18 protein-coding genes are annotated in these 22,833 nt (G+C 52.9%); 7 read left to right on the top strand and 11 right to left on the bottom strand.

Annotated features, from left to right (window positions below):
* Window positions 1-65 precede the first annotated feature (65 nt).
* From OGY72_RS14780 to ebgR, 3 genes are all read right to left on the bottom strand, one after another.
* Window positions 66-515: a beta-galactosidase subunit beta gene (locus OGY72_RS14780; protein ID WP_003828536.1), complete on the bottom strand. Its 450-nt coding sequence runs from the start codon at window positions 513-515 to the stop codon at window positions 66-68.
* Window positions 512-3,604, bottom strand: a complete 3,093-nt coding sequence (ebgA, locus tag OGY72_RS14775) for a beta-galactosidase subunit alpha (protein WP_286548109.1) — start codon at window positions 3,602-3,604, stop codon at window positions 512-514. The genes OGY72_RS14780 and ebgA overlap by 4 nt, the downstream gene beginning before the upstream one ends.
* 207 nt (window positions 3,605-3,811) lie before the next feature.
* Window positions 3,812-4,795: a transcriptional regulator EbgR gene (ebgR, locus tag OGY72_RS14770; protein ID WP_032945068.1), complete on the bottom strand. Its 984-nt coding sequence runs from the start codon at window positions 4,793-4,795 to the stop codon at window positions 3,812-3,814.
* Between the two features lie 209 nt (window positions 4,796-5,004).
* On the opposite strand from ebgR, the gene OGY72_RS14765 reads away from it, so the two are divergent.
* Window positions 5,005-5,337, top strand: coding sequence for a tRNA-binding protein (locus OGY72_RS14765; protein WP_003828529.1), 333 nt, complete (start codon window positions 5,005-5,007; stop codon window positions 5,335-5,337).
* 77 nt (window positions 5,338-5,414) lie between these two features.
* Here OGY72_RS14765 and ygjG read toward each other — a convergent pair whose 3' ends face one another.
* Window positions 5,415-6,794 carry a putrescine aminotransferase gene (gene ygjG, locus OGY72_RS14760; protein WP_057067552.1) on the bottom strand — a complete coding sequence of 460 codons (1,380 nt, stop codon included), beginning with the start codon at window positions 6,792-6,794 and terminating at the stop codon, window positions 5,415-5,417.
* A 430-nt stretch (window positions 6,795-7,224) separates the two neighbouring features.
* Here ygjG and OGY72_RS14755 point away from each other — a divergent pair, with 430 nt between their 5' ends.
* Complete coding sequence (locus OGY72_RS14755) at window positions 7,225-8,745, top strand: methyl-accepting chemotaxis protein (RefSeq protein WP_286548106.1); 1,521 nt, start codon at window positions 7,225-7,227, stop codon at window positions 8,743-8,745.
* Between the two features lie 53 nt (window positions 8,746-8,798).
* On the opposite strand, the gene OGY72_RS14750 is transcribed toward OGY72_RS14755, so the two are convergent.
* Complete coding sequence (locus OGY72_RS14750) at window positions 8,799-9,479, bottom strand: PadR family transcriptional regulator (protein WP_165612482.1); 681 nt, start codon at window positions 9,477-9,479, stop codon at window positions 8,799-8,801.
* A 235-nt stretch (window positions 9,480-9,714) separates the two neighbouring features.
* Between OGY72_RS14750 and OGY72_RS14745 the strand changes: the two genes are divergently transcribed.
* Complete coding sequence (locus OGY72_RS14745; RefSeq protein WP_149281702.1) at window positions 9,715-10,488, top strand: siderophore-interacting protein; 774 nt, start codon at window positions 9,715-9,717, stop codon at window positions 10,486-10,488.
* On the opposite strand, the gene OGY72_RS14740 is transcribed toward OGY72_RS14745, so the two are convergent.
* Window positions 10,489-11,337, bottom strand: a complete 849-nt coding sequence (locus OGY72_RS14740) for a helix-turn-helix domain-containing protein (RefSeq protein ID WP_003828520.1) — start codon at window positions 11,335-11,337, stop codon at window positions 10,489-10,491.
* 67 nt (window positions 11,338-11,404) lie between these two features.
* Here OGY72_RS14740 and cfa point away from each other — a divergent pair, with 67 nt between their 5' ends.
* On the top strand, window positions 11,405-12,559 hold the full coding sequence (gene cfa / locus OGY72_RS14735) for a cyclopropane fatty acyl phospholipid synthase (RefSeq protein ID WP_126317365.1): 1,155 nt from the start codon (window positions 11,405-11,407) through the stop codon (window positions 12,557-12,559).
* A gap of 381 nt (window positions 12,560-12,940) precedes the next feature.
* Here cfa and OGY72_RS14730 read toward each other — a convergent pair whose 3' ends face one another.
* Window positions 12,941-14,599, bottom strand: coding sequence for a glycerone kinase (locus tag OGY72_RS14730; RefSeq protein WP_286548102.1), 1,659 nt, complete (start codon window positions 14,597-14,599; stop codon window positions 12,941-12,943).
* Window positions 14,600-15,160: 561 nt separating this feature from the next.
* Between OGY72_RS14730 and OGY72_RS14725 the strand changes: the two genes are divergently transcribed.
* A complete protein-coding gene (locus OGY72_RS14725; protein WP_003024745.1) occupies window positions 15,161-16,258 on the top strand; it encodes a glycerol dehydrogenase in 1,098 nt (365 codons plus the stop codon).
* Between the two features lie 91 nt (window positions 16,259-16,349).
* Window positions 16,350-18,275 (top strand): dihydroxyacetone kinase operon transcriptional regulator DhaR, encoded by a 1,926-nt coding sequence (dhaR, locus tag OGY72_RS14720; RefSeq protein WP_003828512.1) that lies wholly within the window; start codon window positions 16,350-16,352, stop codon window positions 18,273-18,275.
* Here dhaR and OGY72_RS14715 read toward each other — a convergent pair.
* The 4 genes from OGY72_RS14715 to OGY72_RS14700 are packed head-to-tail and all read right to left on the bottom strand — an operon-like array spanning window position 18,253 to window position 20,768.
* Window positions 18,253-18,783, bottom strand: coding sequence for a cob(I)yrinic acid a,c-diamide adenosyltransferase (locus tag OGY72_RS14715; protein ID WP_286548099.1), 531 nt, complete (start codon window positions 18,781-18,783; stop codon window positions 18,253-18,255). The two genes, dhaR and OGY72_RS14715, sit on opposite strands and share 23 nt — an antisense overlap.
* A complete protein-coding gene (locus OGY72_RS14710) occupies window positions 18,784-19,137 on the bottom strand; it encodes a glycerol dehydratase reactivase beta/small subunit family protein (protein WP_003828507.1) in 354 nt (117 codons plus the stop codon).
* Between the two features lie 16 nt (window positions 19,138-19,153).
* A complete protein-coding gene (gene dhaT / locus OGY72_RS14705) occupies window positions 19,154-20,317 on the bottom strand; it encodes a 1,3-propanediol dehydrogenase (protein WP_003024734.1) in 1,164 nt (387 codons plus the stop codon).
* 22 nt (window positions 20,318-20,339) lie between these two features.
* Complete coding sequence (locus OGY72_RS14700; RefSeq protein WP_003828504.1) at window positions 20,340-20,768, bottom strand: GlcG/HbpS family heme-binding protein; 429 nt, start codon at window positions 20,766-20,768, stop codon at window positions 20,340-20,342.
* Window positions 20,769-21,160: 392 nt separating this feature from the next.
* Here OGY72_RS14700 and OGY72_RS14695 point away from each other — a divergent pair, with 392 nt between their 5' ends.
* Complete coding sequence (locus OGY72_RS14695; protein ID WP_003828502.1) at window positions 21,161-22,828, top strand: propanediol/glycerol family dehydratase large subunit; 1,668 nt, start codon at window positions 21,161-21,163, stop codon at window positions 22,826-22,828.
* Window positions 22,829-22,833: the final 5 nt, after the last annotated feature.

Below are 22,833 nucleotides of genomic sequence, written 5' to 3'. Positions count from 1 at the left end.
AGCACATCTCCGATTCCTGATTATTATAGGGTACTGGCGGCGCAACGTCGGCGCCGCCTGTGTTTTTATTTATTATGAAAATAACCATCTTCGATGGTGACTTTGAGTACGACTTTTTTCACTGCGTTATTACAAATAAAACGATAGGCTTCATGGTTGTCACAAATAACCATTTGTCCTTCGTGCACTTCGACGGTTTTTCCACAACCTTTCAGATATTCGCGATCGGTTTCATCGCGATAATATTCAACCACCTGGAGATCCTCTTTGGCGGCATACTCTATTTTTTGCTGCCCTTGCAGGTAGTAATGGATCTCAAAATAACGACGATGACCGGTAAACAACGCATCGGTCGCGGAGTCTGTCTCCACGCGGTAGCTCAGGGAATCACCGATAGAGTGGGCGACGCCTGGCTGAATATTGTCAATATTTTCAATAGCCTCGACGCAGCGTTGCCATTTCCGACCTGAAGCATAGCGTTGCTGGAACTGCTCTAAGTTGTCGATGATCCTCATTTTGTATTCTCGCTGTGCATATTCGTGGAAAAGAACCCGGTGCCAAAGGCGCGGTTGGCGGTGGTTTGAGCGCCAGATTCGCTGCCGGAAACCGGCAACAACGTGAAGCCGTAGCTGAATGACGTAAACCAGACGCGCCAGGAATCGAGTACTTCACTTCCCCACGAGTTGGAACCTAAGCCCAGCAACTGGTGGTCCAGATTCAGGGTGATGTCATCGCTACGTTGCAGCGCGTTGCAGTGCTGTGCGGCAAAGATATTTTCCTGCGTAAAGCGCCAGGCGCTCAGGTTGACAGGGCGCTGCCCAACCACCAGCAGACCGTTGCCGTGGCGGTTGGTTAGCATTGCCCAACGCACGTCCTGACGATTGCCGTTGTTTTGCGGGAACGGATAGTTTTCGAACATCTCATCCACGCTGCTGCGCCAAATGTCGATGATGTTGGCCTGCTGGCTATCGGCATAGTTTTCACCGGGACCACGTCCGTAATACGCCACCTGGCCCAAATCACCGTTGATGCCCATCGTGAAACCGATGCACGGAATAATGTCCCGGTACTCGCCGTAAGGCTGGCCAGAAAGTTCCACATTCAGCTGACCGTCCGCGGCAATGCGCCAGCGATAAGTGCAGCGCATACCGAAATCGAATACCGGCGGGGCGATAATGGTCTGGCTGGTTATCAGCAGCGCATCATCGGTTTGCTCAAGGGTAAACTCGCGCAGATGCTCCTGCATAATCTGTAAATGATTCGGCTGCCAGAGGCCTTCGAACTCTTGTTTGTGGTTATCAATGGTCGGTTTGAAGAAATTAATCTTCGGCTCGCGGGTAATCAGCTCTTCGCCATTGACGTTCCAGGCGATCGGTTTACCTGTCAGCTTTGAGAAGGTCAGATGGAAGTTATAACCGCGAACGGTGCAGCTCTGGCGGCTGTCTTCCAGCGTCAGAGGGGTGGAGTTTTGCAGACTAAACGGTACGGCAGCCGCCGTTCTGGCCTTCAGCGGGAACTGATAAGTCGCGATGTGATGCCCGGCTTCGCTGTATGACGTTCGGGAATCTTTCGTCACGGTGACGTTAAGGAACGCTTCGCGCGCATCCAGCTCCGGCAGTGCGCATTGCAGCAGCGCGTCGCTGTTGGGAGGAACGTCGCGCAGTTTTATCTGCTGAACAGAGAGCGTATCTCCTTCGGCGCGAACCTCAATATGCAAGGTGTAGTCGTCAAGCGTGGTGAACCAGAGTTTGTTTTCTACCCGTAGCTCGCCGCGGGCCAGATCCTGTGCGCGCACTTTCACCGGCGCAATTACCTGCTTGTACTCTTTCAGTCCCGGTCCTGGGGTTTGATCGGAATAAATCAGGCCATCAAGGCAGAAGTTGTAGTTGTTCGGATAGTCGCCGTAGTCGCCGCCATATTTGTACCAGACGTTGCCGTCGTCATCTTTAGCCTGAATCCCGTGATCGCACCACTCCCATACATAGTGCCCCTGGATGCAATCATGCTGATAGAAGACGTTCTGATATTCCGTTAGCCCGCCGGGACCGTTGCCCATGGCGTGCGCATACTCGCAGATGATGCGCGGCTTAGGATGCGGATATTCACCAAACTCATTCATCAGCGGCACGCGGGTGTACATGGTGGAGATGATATCCACCACTTCGGCGTCACGATCTTCTTCGTAATGGATCAGACGCGTGTCATCCAGCGCTTTCGCAGCGTGATACATGGCGCGGATGTTACAGCCGTATCCGGATTCGTTACCGAGCGACCAGATGATGATCGAAGGGTGGTTTTTCTGCGCATGGACGTGGCGCACGATGCGCTCAACGTAGACATTTTCCCACAGTGGATCGTCGGTGATCCGACTGATATCGCCGATATTGGCGAAGCCGTGAGATTCAACGTCTGTTTCGGCCATCACGAACAGGCCGTAGATATCGCACAATTCATAGAAGCGCGGATCGTTCGGGTAATGGGCGGTGCGTACGGAGTTGATGTTGTGCTGCTTCATTAACAGCAGATCTTTTTCAACGCGATCCATACCGACAGCACGGCCCTTAAGATGATCGTTATCGTGGCGGTTAACACCATGCAGCATCACGTAGCGGTTATTGATGTAAAACAGACCGTCGCGAACTTTAATATCGCGGAATCCAACGCGCTGTGGCACGACCTCAAGGATGTTGCCGCTGGCATCTTTCAGCGTCATCACCAGATGGTAGAGATACGGCGATTCCGCCGACCACTGCTGCGGTGCGCTAACCTTGAAATGAAAAGCGGTCTGCGTTTGTTTATCCACCTTCAGAGTGTTAATCACGCCGCTATGCAGCGCCTGCTCACCATCAAACAAGGTGTATTCGAGCGATGCTATCGCTGGCGTGGAGGCCAGGTTTTCCAGCGCAATGTCGCAGGAGAGGGTGGCGTCGCGATAGTCATCATCGAACTCGGTGCGAACGGTAAAATCCTGAATGTGGGTCGCCTGTTTGCCGACCAGATAGACGTCGCGGAAAATTCCCGCCGACCACCACATATCCTGGTCTTCAACGTAGGTGGAATCAGCCCATTGCATTACGCGAACGCACAGCAGGTTATCACCGGTCTTCACCACCGCGCTGATATCAAATTCGGCCGTCAGGCGGCTGCCTTTGCTGAAGCCAACGTATTGACCATTCACGTAAACTTCGAAGTAGGTTTCTACGCCATCAAACTTAATCAGTGTCTGTTTGCCCTGCCAGCCTTCGCTGAGGGTGAAAATACGCTGATAGGCCCCGGTGGGGTTATTGGTCGGAACGTAGGGGACATCAATCGGGAAAGGAAAACCTTCGTCGGTATACTGCAGCTTGCCGTGTCCTTCCATCTGCCACATGCCGGGGACGGTGATGCTGCCCCAGTCACTTATAAACTGCGACGTAAAGGCTTCCGGCACCTGCAGCGGATGCTCAAAGAACTGAAAATTCCACTGACCGCTTAGCAGCTGAAAGAGGCTGCTGGTTTCGCGGGCAAACGAGCGAGCCTGCGCAACGGAGTCGTAAGAGAAAAAATATGCGCGTGGCGCCAGTCGATTTTCGTGGGTGAGCTGAATGTTTTCCCAGCGATTCATAAGGCCTCCCGGTGGAGAAAAATCGGAACCATTCATTGTAATGGTGGGTAAGTGTAATTGATGGTGATTTTAGTAAAACTTTTACTAAAATATAGCAAGTGAAGTGATTTACTTTAACTGGATCACGAAAATAATTCGGACGCGGAAAAGAATGCATGACAATGCGCGCCCGGCATCAGAAGAAACCGGGCGGGTTAACGGGGGATTTCAGCGGGTGGTGCCGCGCAGTTTCAGCTTGCTGGGAACAAAAACCAGCAGGGGGAGCGCACGCCCGTCACGGGCTTTTTCGAACAGCAGGTTGACGCCCTGACTGCCCATCATTTCCGAATGGATGCGAACGGTGGAAAGCGGAGGAAAGGTGAAACGCGCCGTTGGGATATCATTAACGCTAATCAGCGAAATATCCTGCGGAATATTCAGACCGCGCTCGTGGATGGCGCGCAGAACGCCAATGGCAATCGAGTCTGAAGCCACAAACAGGGCGCTGGGATAGTCGGGTTTCGCCAGCATTTCTTTAGCCAGTTCATAGCCTGATGAACTGGAGAAACCGCCGCGATAGATGTCCTGTTCAGAAACGACCTGCTGCAGACGACCGTATTCGACAAACGCGGCTTCGCGGATATCGGCCTTGCCTGGCTGGTCTTCGCCACCGATGAAGCCAATGCGGGTGACGCCCTGGGCAATGAAGAAGTCGATGCTCTCTTTGCTGATGCGGGCCAGATCGATATCGACGGCGTCATATTCGCTGCCGGATTCATGGAAATCGATAAAGCAGATATTGTCGGTAAGTGCTGTTGCCGCCTCGCGCAGAGCGGGAGAAGGCTTGCCGACAATAAGAATGCCGGTAATGTGTTTGCTCTCCGGCAGACCACTGTGCTCATAGCAGTTGGTCAGTTCGATCCCGAGTTTCTCACACTGGGTTTCAATCCCATGGCGGATCGCGAGGTAGTAAGGATCGTTGATTTCCAAATCTTGCTGATAGCTGTAGAGCGCCAGAATATGCTGGGGGCCGAGCGCGCTGGTCTGGTTCTTTCGGGCGCTGCTGGTTTTGTACTCCAGCTTTTCCGCGATCTCCAGAATGCGATGCTTAGTCTCTTCTTTTACATTCAGCGTGGGGTCATCGTTTAAAACCCGGGACACTGTCGCCAGGGACACGCCAGCTTCGATTGCGATGTCTTTAAGTGTTGCCATGTTTGCCTTTTCCCTGAGTTACCTGCGCATTGTAAATGAAGTGCTTATCTATTCATCTGTTTTCAGTAAAAAAAGCATGATTAATTGACATGCTCGGGGTAAAACTGGGCTTTCAGAGTGTGATGAGTACGTCATTTTCCCGCTTTTGAGAACAATGCTCGGAAAATATTTTGCTAATATTTAGTAAAATTTTACCAAGGGAGAAAATAATGGATACCGTCGCATTTGCTGATTTTGCCCGAATGGAAATACGTGTTGGAAAAATCGCACAGGTAAAGCGCCATGACAATGCCGATAAGCTGTATATCGTACAGGTAGATGTGGGAGAGCGTACGCTGCAAACCGTAACCAGCCTGGTGCCTTACTACAGAGAAGAGGAGCTGATGGGCAAAACGGTGGTGGTGCTGTGTAATCTGCAAAAGGCCAAAATGCGCGGTGAGACATCAGAGTGCATGCTGCTGTGCGCGGAAACCGACGATGGCAGTGAAAGCGTACTGTTGACGCCAGAACGCCTTATGCCTGCTGGTGTGCGGATTGTTTAAGTCAGGCTAATTGCCGGATGGCGGCTACGCCTTATCCGGCCTACAAAAGATTGTCTTTTATAGGCCGGGTAAGGTTGTTACATTTGCTCCACGCTCACCCGTAATGCTGCCAGGGCTTTGCGCGTCGATCGCAATACCAGATCGCATTGCTCGATCGTTAACGTCAACGGCGGTTCGATGCGGATCGTCTTTGCATTGTTAAGCGTGCCGGCAACCAGCACCCGCTGGCGGAACATCTCACTGGCAAAGTTGTAGCCGATTTCATTATCGACAAACTCAATCGCCATCAGCATGCCCTTACCGCGTACATCATGCACCAGGTCTGGGTATTCCCGCGCAAGCTGGCGGAAACCATCCAGCAACATATCGCCTTTCTGCTCCGCCTGAGCCGGTAAATTTTGCTCCAGCAGGACGTTAATGGTGGCCAGCGCAGCTGCACAAGCGAGCGGGTTGCCGCCAAAGGTGGTGGTATGCAGGAAAGGATTGTCGAACAGGACGGAGAACACCTCTTCGGTGGCAATGGTCGCGCCAATGGGCATCACACCGCCGCCCAACGCTTTGGCCAGACACATAATGTCGGGCTGCACGTTTTCGTGTTCGCAGGCGAACATTTTGCCGGTACGCCCCATGCCGGTTTGCACTTCGTCAAGGATCATCAGCGCGCCAAACTCATCGCAAAGTTTACGAACGGCAGTCAAATAACCTTGCGGCGGCAGGATCACCCCACCTTCACCCTGGATGGGTTCGAGGATCACAGCTGCGACATCGTCACCGGTCTTTTTACACTCGCTGAGCATGGTGCGCATCGCGTTAATATCGCCAAACGGCACATGACGGAAGCCCGGCAGCAGCGGCATAAAGGGTTTACGGAAGGTAGATTTAGCCGTGGCAGACAGCGCGCCCAGTGATTTACCGTGGAATGCGCCGCTGGTGGCAATAAACGTAAATTTACCGCGCGGCGATTGATACGCTTTCGCCAGCTTCAGGGCGGCTTCAACCGACTCGGTCCCGCTGTTACAGAAAAAACTGTATTTCAGTTTACCGGGCGCCAGTGCGGCGAGAGTTTTTGCCAGCATAGCCCGAAGAGGGTCAAGTAACTCCTGGCTGTGCAGAGGTTGTTTCGCGAGTTGATTCTGTACGGCGGAAACCACGACTGGATTACGGTGCCCCACGTTGAAAATTCCAAAACCACCCAGGCAATCGACGAACTCCTGCCCCTGGGTGTCGACAAGCGTATTCAGGCTTCCCGCTTGCCACTCTACGGCTCCGTAATCCCCGCCTGCAGTTACAGATTTTCGATACTCTAAGAACCCCGGATTGACATGCTCCTTGAAGTACTCAATCACCTCTTTGTTCAATGATTTCATTTCCTCATGATCAAGCGTGCGCTTTTCGATGAGATTCAGTGCGTGTGCGCTGCAGGCCAGGGCCGATGCGCTGGAAGGTAACCTGTTCAAAATATGCTCCCGGAGCTCGCGTATCACATGATACTGATTTAAGTATTGCAGGGATTGCGCCATTCCGGCGCGCTTAGCAAAAATCGGGATAAACACCAGGAAACATCTCATTTGCGCAACATTTAATGCCGTGATTTAACATTTGCTGGCATTTTGCCCAAGTAAGGAGCCTGAAAACAGATCGAATAAACGTAAATTTGCGCTAAAAATGGGCAAGATTTGCACTGTGACGGTGCGCTGGTAGAAGTGACGTTGAATAGTTACTAGATGAAAGTATTTTAAATCAATGGATTAGAATGCGTACAGATTTTGAGGTTTAATCGCAAATTGCGATCTAAATCAAATTTAACAACTAAAGATAAAAAAATTATCGCCGAAATAACATAAGCCAAAAGAGTTAACAACCAGATAACCTGCACAGGACGCAATCATGTCTTCTCATCCCTACGTTAGTCAGCAAAATACACCGCTGGATGATGATATCACCCTCATGTCTACCACCGATTTGCAAAGCTATATCACCCATGCGAACGATACTTTTGTCCAGGTCAGTGGCTATCAGCTGAATGAATTGCTCGATAAGCCGCACAATCAGGTTCGTCATCCGGATATGCCAAAAGCGGCGTTTGCGGATATGTGGTACACCCTGAAGCAGGGCGAGCCATGGAGCGGAATTGTGAAAAACCGGCGTAAGAATGGCGATCACTACTGGGTGAGGGCCAATGCGGTGCCGATGGTGCGGGAAGGACGCGTGACTGGGTATATGTCGATTCGTACCCGGGCAACTGACGAGGAAATTGCGGCGGTAGAGCCTTTATATAAAGCGCTGAACGAAGGACGTTGCAACCGGCGTATCCATAAAGGACTGGTGGTACGCAAAGGCTGGTTGGGTAAACTGCCGGCGATGCCGATTCGCTGGCGGGTGCGCAGTGTAATGGCCTTCATGTTTATTGTACTGTCGGCCGCGTTGCAGCAAATGGGCGCTGAATGGCCTTTACTGCTGATGAGTGCGCTGGTGATGATGTTGGGAACGGCTATTTTCGAATGGCAGATTGTGCGTCCTATTGAGAATGTCACCCGTCAGGCGCTGAAAGTGGCGACCGGTGAGCGGAACAGCGTGTCGCATCTTAACCGTAGTGATGAACTGGGCCTGATGCTGCGAGCAGTAGGCCAACTGGGATTAATGTGTCGCTGGCTCATACACGACGTCTCCAGCCAGGTGAGTTGCGTGCGCAGTGACAGCGAAACTCTGGCGAAAGGCAGCGACGATTTAAACAAGCATACGCAGCAGACCGTCGAGAACGTGCAGGAAACGGTGACCACCATGAATCAGATGGCGGCATCGGTGAAACAAAACTCAGAGACCGCTGCCGCAGCCGATAAGCTCTCTATTGCCGCCAGCAGCGCGGCAACGCACGGCGGCGAAGCGATGGATACCGTCATCAAAACCATGGACGATATCGCCAACAGCACCCAGCGGATCGGCACTATTACCACGCTGATTAATGATATTGCCTTCCAGACCAACATTCTGGCTTTGAACGCCGCTGTTGAAGCCGCGCGAGCGGGTGAACAGGGGAAAGGGTTTGCTGTGGTGGCGGGAGAAGTGCGTCATCTTGCCAGCCGCAGCGCCAGTGCGGCCAATGATATCCGCAAGCTGATTGATGCCAGTGCTGACAAGGTGCAGTCCGGATCCGACCAGGTTCACGCCGCAGGGCGCACGATGGACGATATTGTGGCGCAGGTGCAAAACGTCACTCAACTGATCGCCCAAATCAGCCACTCCACGCTAGAACAGTCAGATGGTCTTTCCAGCCTGACCCGCGCGGTGAATGAGCTGAGCAACATTACGCGGAAAAACGCCGAACTGGTTGAAGAGAGTGCGCAGATTTCCGCGATGGTGAAACATCGCGCTGGTCGTCTGGAAGATGCGGTTACGGTGCTGCATTAATACTAAAAATACAGGCGGAACGTTGGGCATACGGGTTCCGCCTGCTGTGCAGATTAATCCAGCTGAGTAATATCCAGCGCAGCGCGATCGATAATACCGATGATTTTTTTGATCTGCGCATCGCTGGTATCACCATGATTGACGCGTAGATCCAGCACGGCTTTGAAGTTTTCCAGCGCGCGTTTCATCTGTGGATTTTTGCGTAATTCAAAACCCACGCAGCGGGCTTTAATCCGTTCGTGGATATGTTCCAGATGTTCACGGTTTTCATCCAGCCACTGCTGGCCCTGGGTCGTGATCGCAATCTGTTTACGCCCACCTTCCTCGTCGCTGACGGTGATCAGTGCCTGATCCTGCAAGAAATCCAGTGTTGGATAGATAACGCCCGGGCTTGGGGTGTAATTACCCTGGGTCAGGGTTTCAATCGCTTTAATCAGCTCATAGCCGTGGCTGGCGTCGCGGGTCAAGATATCCAGAATCACCAGGCGTAATTCGCCGTGGCCGAAGAACCGCTGACGACGACCACCGCCGCCGCCACGACCGTGGCGATGCCCGCAACCCTGCTCGTGGTGGTGTTCTTTGTTACAGCCTTCATGGCGATGTTCTTCACCTTTGCAGCAACCTGCATGGTGCTCGTTGTGGCGGCCTTCATGGTGATGTCCTTCACCCTTGCAGCAGCCTTCGTGTTGGTGCTCTGTGTGCTTACAGCAACCTTCATGATGGTTTTGCATCATCGTCTCCTGATGTTGTTTAGATATATCTAATTTATATCTAAAAATTATCAGTTTGCAAGTCTACAAATCATACACTGTATAACGTGATGATTATTAAGTGTTTTTAAATGGATGTGATAGTCAGGTAATCATAATTTAACTATATCAAAAAATGCTTGCAATATTTTTGATTAGCAATCATTATCATTTAAAAAATCAATTTAGATATATCGTATTATCTTCACAAGGCGAAAAAATGACAAAAAACACCTCACGCTACCCACAGCGCGTTCGCAATGAACTGCGTTTTCGAGAACTTACTGTCCTGCGGGTAGAGCGTATTAGCGCGGGCTTTCAGCGTATTGTACTGGGCGGTGACGCTCTGGACGGTTTTAGCTCACGCGGCTTTGACGACCATACCAAGGTCTTTTTCCCTGAACCGGGCAGCCATTTTGTACCGCCGGTTGTCACCGATGAAGGCATTGTCTGGGCTGACGGCGTACGTCCGTTATCCCGTGACTACACGCCGTTGTATGACGAAACGCGCCATGAGCTGGCACTGGATTTCTATATTCATGACGGCGGCGTGGCAAGTACATGGGCGATGAATGCCCGTGAGGGTGACAAGCTTACGATCGGCGGGCCGCGCGGTTCTTTGGTGGTACCAGAGGACTATGCGTATCAGGTTTACGTGTGTGATGAGTCGGGAATGCCCGCGTTGCGCCGACGCCTGGAGTCGCTCTGCCGTTTGGCGGTACGTCCGCACGTTACGGCGCTGGTTAGCGTGCAGGATGCGGCGTACCAGGACTATTTTGCCCATCTCGACGGATTTACTCTTCAGTGGTTTATCGGCCATGACGAGCAGGCGGTGAATGAACACTTATCGCGGCTAAGCGTGCCCGCAGACGATTATTTCATCTGGATCACCGGCGAAGGCAAGGTGGTCAAAAACCTGAGTGCTCGTTTTGAAACCGAGGCGTTCGATCAGCAACGGGTTCGCGCAGCGGCTTACTGGCATCAACGCCGTTAATCAGTAATTAGAGGGCGGAACGCCAAACGCCTGGCGGAATGCGTAGCTAAATGCCGCGGTGCTTGAATACCCAACGTCGAGTGCCACGGCGGTTACGCTTTTATTTTTCTTCAGCATTAATACCGATTCAAGTATTCGCATTTTTTGCTTCCAGACGCTGAAAGGCAATCCGGTTTCTTTTTTGAAATGGCGTGAAAAGGTACGGGCAGACATACCCAGATGCTGCGCCCAGTATTCAACAGAATGCTCCAGTGCGGGGGATTCTTGTATTGTTCGGCAGACTTTGGTTAATTCGCGATCCTGCGGCCAGGGTAATACAAAAGCGACTTCCGGGAGTTGCAGAATAATATCGACCAGCACACTAACCAGCTTGCCCTCTTTTGACTGACTATCATAATGGCCTGAAATTGAATTCGTGGCGTAATGAATAAACTCTCTGGCGAAATCACTGATAGCCACTACTTTGCATTCATTGATGCTCTCTTCAAGAAAGCCCGGTTTAATATCCAGATTTTCTAAATACACATCATCTAATGCCCAAACCGCATGCTCCGTATTATTTGGGATCCAAATGCCATAATGCGCCGGGATTATCCAGCACTTACCGGCAACATCAATGCGCATGCTGCCTTTGCGGGCGAAATGAAACTGCATAAAAGAGTGTGAATGCTGCGGTACATGGTGGTTGGCTTCCAGGACATATGAGCGAAAGAATACGTCCTGCGGCAGTTCGGTCATGGAGTTATCCGGGAAGGAGTTCCACTGTTTTTGCGCGAGAGTTTCCATAAATGAATCGTCAATGCTCCCGATGGTGTGTCCGCTACTCGATAGATCTTGTCCGCGGATCATAATACATACACTCTTTTTTCCATAATAATCTTGCGTAATAATTTTTAGCCCACTTTTGGTAAATACCATGAACTCGCTTTGTTCAGATGCTGTCATCGTCAATGAAACAAATGATAACTGGACCCGAATGGGAAAAGAGCTGCTTTCGCAAGCGGATATCAGAATTAATGGCTCGCGCGCCTGGGACATTCAACTTCATCATACCGGTTTCTTTAAACGGGTATTGCAACAAGGCTCGTTAGGGCTTGGCGAAAGCTATATGGAAGGCTGGTGGGACTGCGAACGGCTCGATATTCTGTTCTGTAAAATCCTGAGAGCAAAACTCGACCAGCAGATGCCTGGTAATCTGAAAGATATTTTACGCATTGCCAGCGCGCGCCTGTTTAATTTGCAGTCACGTAGCCGTGCATGGATCGTCGGTAAAGAACATTATGATATTGGTAACGATCTCTTTGCACTGATGCTTGATCCGCATATGCAATATTCCTGCGGTTACTGGAAAGACGCGACCACATTAGACGATGCGCAAGATGCCAAATTAAAAATGATCTGCGAGAAGCTGCAGCTTAAACCGGGTATGCGTTTACTCGATATCGGTTGTGGCTGGGGCGGGCTGGCGGAATATGCGGCGCGTCATTATGGCGTGGCGGTAGAAGGCGTTACCATTTCCAAAGAGCAGCAGAAAATGGCGCAGCAGCGCTGTGAAGGGCTGGACGTTAACATTCTGCTGCAGGATTATCGCGATCTTGATAAACACTACGATCGCATTGTGTCCGTAGGGATGTTTGAACACGTCGGGCCGAAAAACTACGACACCTATTTCAGCATCGCCGACCGTTGTTTAAAACCGGACGGACTGTTCCTGCTGCATACCATTGGTAGCAATAAAAAAGGGATGAGCGTCGATCCGTGGATCAATAAATACATTTTCCCGAACGGCTGCTTACCGGCAATTTCCCATATTGCCGAGGCCAGCGAATCACGGTTTGTGATGGAGGACTGGCATAACTTCGGCAGCGATTATGATAAAACGCTGATGGCCTGGCATGAGCGCTTTAATCAGGCCTGGCCGGAGCTGTCATCACGTTATTCCGCCACCTTCAGAAGAATGTTTAATTATTATTTATGTGCCTGCGCAGGGGCTTTCCGCGCCAGAGATATTGAGCTTTGGCAGGTGCTGTTTAGCCGCGGCGTAGAGGGCGGGATCCGCGTTTATCGTTAACGTTCTGCCGGATGGCGGCGTTACCTTATCCGGCCTACAAAGGTTTGCACTCGTAGGCCTGATAAGCGAAGCGCATCAGGCATATCTTGGCCGGATGGCGGCGTTGCCTTATCCGGCCTGCACAGGTTTGCACTCGTAGGCCTGATAAGCGCAGCGCATCAGGCATATCTTTGCCGGATGGCGGCGCAAGCACCTTATCTGGCCTACAAAGGTTTGCACCCGTAGGCCAGATAAGCGCAGCGCATCAGGTATATCTTCGCCGGATGGCGGCGTTGCCTTATCCGGCCTACAAAGGTTTGTACTCGTAGGCCTGATAAGCGCAGCGCATCAGGCATATCTTCGCCGGATGGCGGCGCAAGTGCCTTATCAGGCACTTATGGCTTAGCCCAATTCACTTTCTGCCAGCGCTTTAAACACCATCGCGACGGCGTGCGCGCCGGGGTCCATATTTCCGAGCAGGCTTTCGCTGCTGAGATACGATGCGCGACCCGCATTGGCTTTACTCGACAAACAGGTTCGTTCGGCTCCCGCTTGTGCGGCGTCGAATGCGGCCTGCAAATTTTTCGGTTGTGCGAGCAGCGAAGTCAGGGCCGGTTGCAGCGCATCAATCATGGTGCGATCGCCTTCGTCTGCGCCGCCGTAAAACTTCATCTGCGCCAGTCCCGTATTCAGGGCTTCGGCAACGTTAGCTCCCTGTTCCAGTTTCTGCCCTGCGGCAGTAAAGAAAATAGACATCAGCACACCGCTGGAACCGCCCATCACCACGGTCAGACGTTCGCCAATCAGCGCGAACAGCGTGGCAAGGTTATCCAGCGGCAACTGCTGACGATGCAGCTGGCTGGCAATTTCCCGCGCGCCTGCGGCAAAGGTTGAACCGGTATCGCCATCGCCGACTTTGGCATCCAGCGCATTAAGATGGGTCTCCAGATCGGAAAGGGTTGTGGTGACAAGCTCCACAATCCCGGCCACCAGGGCGTTCGCCGAAGGCTGGAATTCCACGCGTGCGCTACGCTGAGATGACGGTACACAGCTGATTTCACGCGGTGGGACCGGCGTCGGCCAGTTACTGGTTTCCACCTCGGTGAGCAGCGCTTTTTCGATGCTCTCTTCCAACACGATGGCCGTCAGTGAAAAGCCTTTCATATCCAGCGCGGTAACCAACGAGGCCGGGCCAATCAGCCAGTCGATACGCGGATGCAGCGGGCTGCTGGCCAGCTCGCGGGTAATGATGGCCATTTCGGCAACAGAAACGCCGCCAAGATTGTTAATCATCACCGCCAGACGGCCGGTTTCAGGCAGGGCAGCCAGCAGTTTATCCACCATCAGGCTCACCACCTGCGCACTGTTCTGGGTGTCGATAACCGAGGCGCCTGGTTCGCCGTGAATGCCCATACCCAGCTCCGCGTGGCCCAGATGATGACGCGGGGCGGCGTCGGTTTCTTGCGGCAGATGACAGCTGGAAAGCGCAACGCCCAGACTGAAGGTGTTATTGGCCGCGTATTGCGCTTCACGCAGGACGGTGGCGAGGTTGTAGCCGCGTTCGGCAAAATAGCCCGCGATTTTATGCACCAGGATGGTTCCCGCAATGCCGCGCGGGTGTTTGTTATCCGGCAGGGAGATGTCATCGCCGACAATCAGCATTTCGACGTTGTAACCAAGGCGACGGGCTTTCTCGGCGGCAAGACCGAAATTAAGACGGTCACCGGTGTAATTCTTCACGATCAACAAACAGCCCGCCTCACCGGTTACCGCCTGAATGGCGGTCAGTACCGCATCCACGCTCGGGGAGGCGAACACGTCGCCACAGACCGCAGCGGTTAGCATGCCTTTACCGATAAACCCAACGTGCGCGGGTTCGTGCCCTGAACCGCCGCCGGAAATGACCGCCACGTTATTTTTGTTGAGGTCACGACGGACCACGATGCGAATGGCCGGATCGCTTTCCAGACGCGCCAGGTTATTCCACGGGCTGGCGATAATCGTACCGTCGATGACGTCGCTCACGAGATGGGTACGTTGATTAAAAAAGAATTGAGACATAACGGCTCCTTGAGGTTGAGTGTAAGACAAACCCCCGGAAGCATGGTCATGGTGCGGAGGCGATAGAGAGATTCTGGCGAAGTCAGCGTGGAAAAAAACAACGTTAAAATGAGTTTCATTACGGAACGTTGTTATTGTTTTTTGTTCCGAAATGAAACCTAAAAGAACGGGGAACGACCACAATGCGAGCTCGCTCGACTTTTTCCTCTCGCGATGAATACACGTCACACGGTACTGTCAGCTTTTTTTTACCGGTATTTTGGCAAGTGAGTGTGTATAAGAGAAAGTGAGATTCGTCTGTGCCGGAGATTTGATGGCAAATGAACGGATCGGGATCGCAAACCTTATATTTTTTATGGTTAAGCGTTCCAATATGGAACATGTGTCGTTTTTATCTGTTTCATATCAGAACAAAAAGACGAAAGATTTTTTTGTGCACGCCTCGCCATACAGTTATTGCATCGCTCCGGTATCTCCCGTTTTCGCCGTCAGCATCAGGCCAAACAGGTTAACGCCAGGGCTCACCATGTAAAAACATGTACTTATTTGAGGATGAAAGGAATGCTAAAAGTTATTCAATCTCCAGCCAAATATCTCCAGGGTCCTGACGCTTCCACCTTGTTTGGTCAATACGCTAAAAATCTGGCGGACAGCTTTTTCGTGATTGCGGATGACTTCGTGATGAAACTGGCGGGAGAGAAAGTACTCAACGGCCTGCACAGCCACGACATTAGCTGCCATGCGGAACGCTTTAACGGTGAATGTAGCCATGTTGAAATTAATCGCCTGATTGCCATTCTGAAACAGCACGGTTGCCGCGGCGTGGTTGGGATTGGCGGCGGGAAAACGCTGGATACCGCCAAAGCGATTGGTTACTACCAGAAGTTGCCGGTGGTGGTGATCCCGACTATCGCGTCTACCGACGCGCCAACCAGTGCGCTGTCCGTTATCTATACCGAAGCCGGTGAGTTTGAAGAGTATCTGATCTACCCGAAAAACCCGGATATGGTGGTGATGGATACTGCAATCATTGCCAAAGCGCCGGTACGTCTGCTGGTGGCCGGGATGGGCGATGCGCTCTCGACCTGGTTTGAAGCGAAAGCCTGTTATGACGCCAGAGCGACCAGCATGGCGGGCGGACAGTCCACCGTGGCGGCGCTGAGCCTGGCGCGCTTGTGCTATGATACCCTGCTGGCGGAAGGCGAGAAGGCACGCTTTGCCGCGCAGGCCGGCGTGGTGACCGATGCGCTGGAGCGTATTGTCGAAGCTAACACTTACCTCAGCGGCATCGGTTTTGAAAGCAGCGGTCTGGCAGGGGCGCATGCGATCCACAACGGCTTTACGATTCTGGAAGAGTGCCACCATTTGTACCACGGTGAAAAAGTCGCCTTTGGTACGCTGGCGCAACTGGTGCTGCAAAACAGCCCGATGGAAGAGATCGAAACCGTGCTGAATTTCTGTCAGAAAGTAGGCCTGCCGGTAACGTTAGCGGAAATGGGCGTGAAAGAAGACGTTGACGGCAAGATCATGGCGGTGGCAAAAGCGACCTGTGCAGAAGGTGAAACCATCCACAATATGCCGTTCCCGGTAACGCCTGAAAGCGTACATGCCGCTATTCTGACGGCAGACCTGCTGGGACAGCAGTGGCTGGCGCGTTAATCAGTCGTCGGTAGGTTTTTATCCGGCATCTTCTCCCCCTCTGACAGTCTCTGCCGGAGGGGTTGTCTATGGTTAAACAGCGGAAAGGGATATGACGGCGCACACGCATAGCATCGGGAAGGAAGTCTCTTCAGTCATTGCCCAGTCATGGCATCGTTGCAGCAAGTTTATGCAGCGGGAAACCTGGCAGGCGCCGCATCAGGCGCAGGGGCTGACCTTTGAGTCGATTTGTCGTCGCAAGACGGCGTTGCTGACGATTGCTCAGGCCGCGCTGGAAGATGCCTGGGAGTTTATGGACGGCCGCCCGTGCGCGCTGCTGATTCTGGATGAGTCAGCCTGTATTCTCAGCCGTTGCGGCGATCCGCAGACGGTGGAACAGCTGGCGGAGCTTGGGTTTCGTGACGGCAGCTACTGTGCAGAAAGCATTATTGGCAGCTGTGCGCTTTCTCTGGCGACGATGCCGGGGCAGCCGACAAAAACTTCTGGCGATCAGCACTTTAAACAGGCGCTACATCCGTGGTCGTTCTGCTCGACGCCGGTCTTCGATAACCATGGTCGACTGTTTGGCTCCATCTCGCTGTGCTGTCTGGTGGAGCATGAGTGCGTTTCTGATTTATCCCTGACGCTGGCGATTGCCAGAGAAGTCGGCAACTCTTTGCTGACCGACAGCCTGCTGGCTGAATCCAACCGCCATCTGAACCAGATGTACGGGCTGCTGGAGAGTATGGATGATGGTGTGATGGCCTGGAACGAACAGGGCGTATTGCAGTTCCTCAATGCGCGTGCGGCGCTGCTTTTGCATCTCGATGCGCAGGCCAGTCAGGGGAAAAACATTCACGATCTGCTCAATCTCCCCATGCTGCTGCGCCGGGCGATCAAACATGCCCGCGGCCTGAATCACGTCGAAGTTACCTTTGAAAGCCAACATCAGTTTGTTGATGCCGTCATCACCCTGAAACCGATTGTTGAGGAGCAGGGCAACAGCTTTATCCTGCTGCTGCATCCGGTGGAGCAAATGCGCCAGCTGATGACCAGCCAGCTCGGCAAGGTGAGCCACACCTTTGAGCAGATGTCGACTGACGATCCAGAAACCCGCCGCTTGATCCACTTTGGTCGCCAGGCCGCGAGGGGGAGTTTTCCGATCCTACTGTGCGGGGAAGAGGGCGTTGGTAAAGAGCTGCTGAGTCAGGCTATTCACAACGAAAGCGAGCGCGCCAGCGGGCCGTATATCGCCGTGAACTGCCAGCTGTATGCCAACAGTGTGCTGGGGCAGGATTTTATGGGCAGCGCGCCCACCGACGATGAAAATGGTCGGTTGAGCCGTCTTGAACTGGCGAACGGCGGCACGCTGTTTCTGGAAAAAATTGAATATCTGGCACCGGAGCTGCAATCCGCGTTGTTACAGGTGATCAAGCAGGGGGTATTAACCCGCCTGGATGCCCGTCGGCTGATTCCGGTGGATGTCAAAGTGATCGCCACCACCACGGTTGATCTCGCCAATCTGGTGGAGCAAAACCGCTTTAGCCGTCAGCTGTATTATGCGCTGCACTCTTTTGAGATAGTGATCCCACCGCTGCGGGCGCGGCGTAACAGTATTCCCTCGCTGATTTATACGCGGCTGAATAGCCTGAAAAAACGCTTTTCATCCAGTCTGAAGATCGACGACGACGCGCTGGCGCAACTGGTGGCCTATTCGTGGCCGGGCAATGACTTTGAGCTGAACAGCATTATCGAAAACATCGCCATCAGCAGTGATAACGGCCATATTCGGCTGAGCAATCTACCGGATTATCTGTTTGCCGAACGTCCGGGTCTGGAGACGGCGTCTTCACTGCTGCCAGCCAGCCTGACCTTTACCGCTATCGAAAAAGAGGCGATTATCCATGCTGCCCGCGTCACCAGCGGGCGCGTGCAGGAGATGTCGCAACTGCTGAATATTGGTCGCACCACCCTGTGGCGCAAGATGAAGCAGTACGACATTGATGCCAGCCAGTTTAAGCGCAAGCATCTGGACTAGTTTCTTCAATTCTCGCCATCGAGAACAGCGCGTCTGACAGTCGGTTGATATAGCGTCTGGGTTCATCGCGTAACGTCAGCATTCTGCTCATCGCGATAAGGACCCGCTCCAGTCGGCGCGCCAGGGTTCGCGCGACGTGTAGCTGTGCCGATGGCAGATTTTTCCCCGGAATAACAAACTCTTTGAGCGGGCCGCTTTGCGCCATATTACGGTCAATAAGCTGCTCCAGCGCCTGAATATCCTCATCGCCAATAAGCTGTTGTAAGCGAGCGAGTCCTTTCTCATCGCTGGCGAGTTCCGCACCCAGTACAAACAGCATCTTCTGCATGTCGTGCAGATCCTGGCGTAGTTCAGCCTGGTGCGTGCTGGCATAGCAGACGCCAAGCTGGGAAATCAGTTCATCCACCGTGCCATAGGCCTCAACGCGGATGTCGTCTTTGTCGATACGGCTACCGCCAAACAGCGCGGTCGTGCCTTTATCGCCGGTTCGGGTATAGATGCGGTACATTTAATTTATCTCGCTGAAGGGAAGTACTTTAACCAGTTGACCGGCATTAGCACCGAGGACGCGGAGCTGGGCTGCTCCGGCGCGGATATGCCCACGGATCAGCGCCCGATCTTCGGGCAACTGGGCGTGGGTTAACGCAATATCACCCGTGGCGTTAAGACCCAGACCGACACGTAGCGTTGAGCTTTTGGCCGCAAGTTTGCTCAATGCCAGCGCGCAGTCATGCTCGTCGCAACAGATTGCCCGGCAAGGGACGCCTTGCTCTTCCAGTCCCCAGCACAGCTCATCAAGCACGCGAGTATCCTGCCAGCGTGAGTGATAAAACAGATGTACGCCCGGTGATGAAAGTGACATTGCGCCCCCTGCGTTATCAGAATGCCTGACGGAAGATCTCGGCAATTTCTTTCTCGTTCCCTTTGCGCGGGTTAGAGAAGGCGTTGCCGTCCTTCAGCGCCATTTCCGCCATGTACGGGAAATCGGCTTCTTTGACGCCCAGATCGCGCAAATGCTGCGGAATGCCGATGTCAGCGGAGAGACGGGCAATGGCGTGAATGGCCAGTTCGGCTGCATCCATGGTGGAAAGTCCGTCAGTGTTTTCGCCCATAAATTCTGCGATATCGGCAAATTTCTCCGGGTTAGCGATCAGGTTATAGCGCGCCACGTGCGGGAGCAGTACGGCATTCGCCACGCCGTGTGGCATGTCGTACAGACCGCCAAGCTGATGCGCCATTGCGTGAACGTAGCCGAGGTTGGCGTTGTTGAAAGCCATACCCGCCAGCAGAGAAGCGTAGGCCATGTTCTCGCGAGCTTTCAGGTTGCTGCCCAGCGCTACGGCCTGACGCAAGTTGCGTGCGATCAGGCGAATAGCCTGAATAGCGGCGGCGTCAGTGACCGGGTTAGCATCTTTGGAAATATAGGCTTCTACGGCGTGGGTCAGGGCGTCCATCCCGGTCGCGGCGGTCAGTGGGGCGGGTTTGCCGAGCATCAGCAGCGGATCGTTAATGGAGACCGATGGCAGGTTGCGCCAGCTGACAATCACAAACTTCACTTTAGTTTTGGTATTGGTCAGCACGCAGTGGCGGGTGACTTCGCTGGCGGTACCGGCAGTGGTATTCACCGCAACGATAGGCGGCAGCGGGTTGGTCAGGGTTTCAATCCCGGCATAGCTGTAGAGATCACCTTCGTGAGTCGCCGCGATACCGATGCCTTTACCGCAGTCATGCGGGCTACCGCCGCCAACGGTAACGATGATATCGCAATGCTCTTTGCGAAAAACTTCCAGGCCGTCACGCACGTTGGTGTCTTTTGGGTTGGGTTCAACGCCGTCAAAAACCACCACGTCAATGCCCGCTTCACGTAGATGGGCGAGGGTTTTATCTACAGCACCGTCTTTAATGGCCCGCAGACCTTTATCAGTAACCAGCAGCGCTTTTTTACCGCCTAACAGTTTGCAGCGTTCGCCGACAACGGAAATAGCATTGGGGCCAAAGAAGTTCACATTTGGCACCAGGTAATCAAACATACGATAGCTCATAATATACCTTCTTAGATTTAAATTATAATTCAGAGAAACAATTCAGTGCGGTTTCTGCTAATAATCTGTCTTGTTCGACGGTGCCGCCGCTAACGCCAACGGCACCAATTAATTTACCATTTAATATGACAGGTAAGCCGCCGCCGAAAATAACAATGCGCTGTTGGTTGGTAAGCTGCAAACCATATAGCGAAGCACCCGGTTGTACCGCATCGGTAATTTCATGGGTGCCCTGGCGCAGGCAGCAGGCGGTATACGCTTTATTAAGAGAGATATCACAGCTGGTGACAAACGCATCGTCCATGCGTTGCATTAGCAGCGTATTCCCGCCGTGATCCACCACGGAAAAGACCACCGGAACGTTGATCTCAAGCGCTTTAGCCTCAACGGCCTGCGCCATTTTTTTTGCAGCCGCCAGCGTAATGGTGGCAATTTGTTGGCTCTTATTCACAATCTCTCCTGAAAATGTTGTAGGGCTGAGGTCACGAAACATATCGCGCAACAGCTATTTTTATCATTGGCTTTACCTTATTTTCTCGCCGTACGTTATTAAGTCAATAGGACGGAAATTTCAGGAATATCAAATTTATCTTCCCGGTTTTGCGTTTATTGATAATGATCATTTAACCTCGTCACAATTAACGATGGATATTCCTGAATTGCGTTTCAATATGGAACGATGTGCTTTTATTAGGTGCCAAATTGGAACGAAATTAATTTTATTTTTTTATTGCTTGGCTCATTTAGAGTTCGGCCATTGCTGATGAAAGGCGAATGTCGGGTGTTGTGTCCCCGGCAATATGGCCCGGCGTCCCTATTTTTTACCTTTTGAGTCAATAAATCATGAGAAGATCAAAACGATTCGAAGTGCTTGCGAAGCGGCCTGTAAATCAGGATGGGCTGATTGGCGAATGGCCTGAAGAGGGGCTGATTGCCATGGAAAGCCCCTACGATCCGGCGTCGTCGGTGAAGGTGGAAAATGGTCGTATTATTGAGCTGGACGGTAAGAGCCGCGCCGAGTTCGACATGATCGACCGTTTCATTGCCGACTATGCGATTAACGTGGCCGAGGCGGAGCGCGCCATGCAGCTCGATGCGCTGGAGATCGCCAGAATGCTGGTGGATATCCACGTCAGTCGGGAAGAGATTATTGCCATTACCACCGCCATTACCCCGGCGAAAGCGGTGGAAGTGATGGCGCAAATGAACGTGGTGGAGATGATGATGGCGCTGCAAAAAATGCGCGCCAGACGCACGCCTTCCAACCAGTGCCACGTAACTAACCTGAAAGATAACCCGGTACAGATTGCCGCCGATGCTGCTGAAGCGGGGATCCGCGGCTTTTCCGAGCAGGAAACGACGGTCGGGATCGCCCGCTACGCGCCGTTTAACGCCCTGGCGCTGCTGGTGGGTTCCCAGTGCGGTCGTCCCGGTGTGCTGACGCAATGTTCCGTTGAAGAGGCCACCGAGCTGGAGCTGGGCATGCGTGGGCTTACCAGCTACGCCGAAACGGTGTCGGTATATGGCACAGAATCGGTGTTTACCGACGGTGATGACACGCCGTGGTCCAAAGCATTTCTCGCCTCGGCTTATGCGTCGCGTGGCCTGAAGATGCGCTACACCTCCGGCACCGGCTCGGAGGCGCTGATGGGCTATTCCGAAAGTAAATCGATGCTTTATCTGGAGTCACGCTGCATTTTTATCACTAAAGGCGCGGGCGTACAGGGGCTGCAAAACGGCGCGGTCAGCTGTATCGGCATGACCGGCGCTGTGCCGTCAGGGATCCGCGCGGTGCTGGCGGAAAACCTGATTGCCTCAATGCTCGACCTTGAAGTGGCCTCCGCCAATGACCAAACCTTTTCCCACTCCGATATTCGCCGTACTGCCCGTACCCTGATGCAGATGCTGCCGGGTACCGACTTTATTTTCTCCGGTTACAGCGCGGTACCCAACTACGACAACATGTTTGCCGGATCGAACTTCGACGCTGAAGATTTCGATGATTACAACATTCTGCAACGCGATCTGATGGTTGACGGCGGTCTGCGGCCGGTCACGGAAGAGGAAACCATCGCCATTCGCAATAAGGCCGCACGCGCCATTCAGGCGGTGTTCCGCGAACTGGGCCTGCCGCTGATTAGCGATGAAGAAGTCGAAGCCGCTACTTATGCTCACGGCAGCAAAGATATGCCTGCGCGTAATGTGGTTGAGGATTTGGCTGCCGTGGAAGAGATGATGAAGCGCAATATCACCGGGCTGGATATCGTCGGCGCGTTGAGTTGCAGCGGCTTCGAAGATATCGCCAGCAATATCCTCAACATGCTGAGACAGCGTGTTACCGGTGATTACCTGCAAACGTCGGCCATTCTGGATCGCCAGTTCGACGTCGTCAGCGCCGTCAACGACATCAATGATTATCAGGGACCAGGTACCGGCTATCGCATCAGTGCCGAACGCTGGGCGGAAATTAAAAATATTGCGGGCGTGGTTCAGCCCGGCTCGATCGAATAAGGCGG

This window comes from Citrobacter sp. Cpo221 (genome assembly GCF_030332345.1).
GTDB lineage: Bacteria > Pseudomonadota > Gammaproteobacteria > Enterobacterales > Enterobacteriaceae > Citrobacter > Citrobacter portucalensis.
Note: the sequence above shows the minus strand (reverse complement) of the source record. Positions and strands in the feature narration are given on the sequence as shown.

What these genes read in the sequence shown, in the direction of transcription:
- OGY72_RS14780 (WP_003828536.1), bottom strand. Translation starts at nt 515, where the DNA reads ATGAGGATCATCGACAACTTAGAGCAGTTCCAGCAACGCTATGCTTCA.
- ebgA (WP_286548109.1), bottom strand. Translation starts at nt 3,604, where the DNA reads ATGAATCGCTGGGAAAACATTCAGCTCACCCACGAAAATCGACTGGCG.
- ebgR (WP_032945068.1), bottom strand. Translation starts at nt 4,795, where the DNA reads ATGGCAACACTTAAAGACATCGCAATCGAAGCTGGCGTGTCCCTGGCG.
- OGY72_RS14765 (WP_003828529.1), top strand. Translation starts at nt 5,005, where the DNA reads ATGGATACCGTCGCATTTGCTGATTTTGCCCGAATGGAAATACGTGTT.
- OGY72_RS14755 (WP_286548106.1), top strand. Translation starts at nt 7,225, where the DNA reads ATGTCTTCTCATCCCTACGTTAGTCAGCAAAATACACCGCTGGATGAT.
- OGY72_RS14750 (WP_165612482.1), bottom strand. Translation starts at nt 9,479, where the DNA reads ATGATGCAAAACCATCATGAAGGTTGCTGTAAGCACACAGAGCACCAA.
- OGY72_RS14745 (WP_149281702.1), top strand. Translation starts at nt 9,715, where the DNA reads ATGACAAAAAACACCTCACGCTACCCACAGCGCGTTCGCAATGAACTG.
- OGY72_RS14740 (WP_003828520.1), bottom strand. Translation starts at nt 11,337, where the DNA reads ATGATCCGCGGACAAGATCTATCGAGTAGCGGACACACCATCGGGAGC.
- cfa (WP_126317365.1), top strand. Translation starts at nt 11,405, where the DNA reads ATGAACTCGCTTTGTTCAGATGCTGTCATCGTCAATGAAACAAATGAT.
- OGY72_RS14730 (WP_286548102.1), bottom strand. Translation starts at nt 14,599, where the DNA reads ATGTCTCAATTCTTTTTTAATCAACGTACCCATCTCGTGAGCGACGTC.
- OGY72_RS14725 (WP_003024745.1), top strand. Translation starts at nt 15,161, where the DNA reads ATGCTAAAAGTTATTCAATCTCCAGCCAAATATCTCCAGGGTCCTGAC.
- dhaR (WP_003828512.1), top strand. Translation starts at nt 16,350, where the DNA reads ATGACGGCGCACACGCATAGCATCGGGAAGGAAGTCTCTTCAGTCATT.
- OGY72_RS14715 (WP_286548099.1), bottom strand. Translation starts at nt 18,783, where the DNA reads ATGTACCGCATCTATACCCGAACCGGCGATAAAGGCACGACCGCGCTG.
- OGY72_RS14710 (WP_003828507.1), bottom strand. Translation starts at nt 19,137, where the DNA reads ATGTCACTTTCATCACCGGGCGTACATCTGTTTTATCACTCACGCTGG.
- dhaT (WP_003024734.1), bottom strand. Translation starts at nt 20,317, where the DNA reads ATGAGCTATCGTATGTTTGATTACCTGGTGCCAAATGTGAACTTCTTT.
- OGY72_RS14695 (WP_003828502.1), top strand. Translation starts at nt 21,161, where the DNA reads ATGAGAAGATCAAAACGATTCGAAGTGCTTGCGAAGCGGCCTGTAAAT.